Raw genomic sequence first — 1354 nt, forward strand, 5'->3', positions numbered from 1 at the left:
CTGGGTGATGACGACCTGAGAAAGGCGGCGTATCGAGGCGGGTGATGAAGCCTGCCAGCAACCTCCAAAGGAGCGATACGCCGTGACCGAGACTACCAATGTTTTTCCTCTGCGTCAGCCCGATCAGATTGCTGATCCACTGACGGATATTCTGCGTGCCCGAGCTCGCGAACTGATCGCCCGCGCTGTCGAGATTGAGTTCACTACATTCCTGGAAACGACGAAGCATCTGGCGCTGCCGGATGGTCGGGCGCGCGTGGTGCGGCATGGATATGGGCCGGCGCGCGAAATTGCCACGGGCATCGGCCCTGTCGTGGTCGCCCGTCCGAAGGCCCGCGACCGTGGAGCAAGCGGGCCAGGCGACAGGATCCGGTTTCATTCGACGATCCTGCCGCTCTGGGCCCGCCGGGCGAAGAGCTTGGACGCGTTGATCCCCGTGCTCTATTTGCGGGGAATCTCGACCAGCGACTTCCGGGAGGCGCTTTCGGCCTTGCTCGGCAAGGACGCGCCGAACTTGTCGCCGCCGGTCATCGCTGGCCTGAAGAAGGACTGGCAGGCCGAATACGAACGTTGGCAAAAGCGCGACCTGTCGGCGCGGCGCTACGTTTATATCTGGGCGGATGGCGTCTATCTGCAGGCTCGCATGGAGGACCATGCCGAATGCATCCTGGTGTTGATAGGCGCCACGCCTGAAGGAAAGAAGGAATTGATCGGCTTCCAGGTCGGGGTACGCGAGAGCGCACAAAGTTGGCGAGAATTGCTGATCGATCTGCGCAAGCGCGGCTTGCAGATCGGGCCTCAGCTTGCTGTCGGCGACGGCGCTCTCGGCTTCTGGCGGGCGCTCGATGAAATCTTCCCCGGCACGCAACATCAGCGATGTTGGCTGCACAAGGTGAACAACGTGCTCGACAAGGTCGCCAAGTCCGTGCAGCCGGCAATAAACAGTGATCTGCGTGACATCTACCTAGCGCCGAACCGGGCGGCCGCTGAAACAGCGATTGATATCTTTGTCGAGAAGTACGGCGTCAAATACAAGCCGGCCGTTGAATGCCTGATCAAGGATCGCTCGGCTATGTTGGCGTTTTATGACTTCCATGCCGAGCACTGGTCGCATCTGCGCACGTCGAATCCAATCGAGAGCGTCTTTGCCACGGTCAGGCACCGGACTGTGCGAACGAAGGGAGCGTTATCGCCACACACAGCAAAGTTGATGGTCTTCAAGCTGGTCGGCGCCGCATCTAAAACCTGGCGACGGTTGAAGGGCACAAATCAGTTGCCGGAGCTGATATCCGGGGTAAAGTTTGCGGACGGAATCGAAGTCATTCCGACCGCTGAAGTCCGCGCCGCCTGATCG

General features: G+C 60.2%; 1 protein-coding gene. It reads left to right on the forward strand.

What is annotated here, in order from left to right:
* Nucleotides 1-82: 82 nt before the first annotated feature.
* On the forward strand, nt 83-1351 hold the full coding sequence (locus tag AC5ZFO_RS47925; RefSeq protein WP_496124256.1) for an IS256 family transposase: 1269 nt from the start codon (nt 83-85) through the stop codon (nt 1349-1351).
* Nucleotides 1352-1354: the final 3 nt, after the last annotated feature.

The organism is Bradyrhizobium sp. Unk1 (assembly GCF_059512345.1).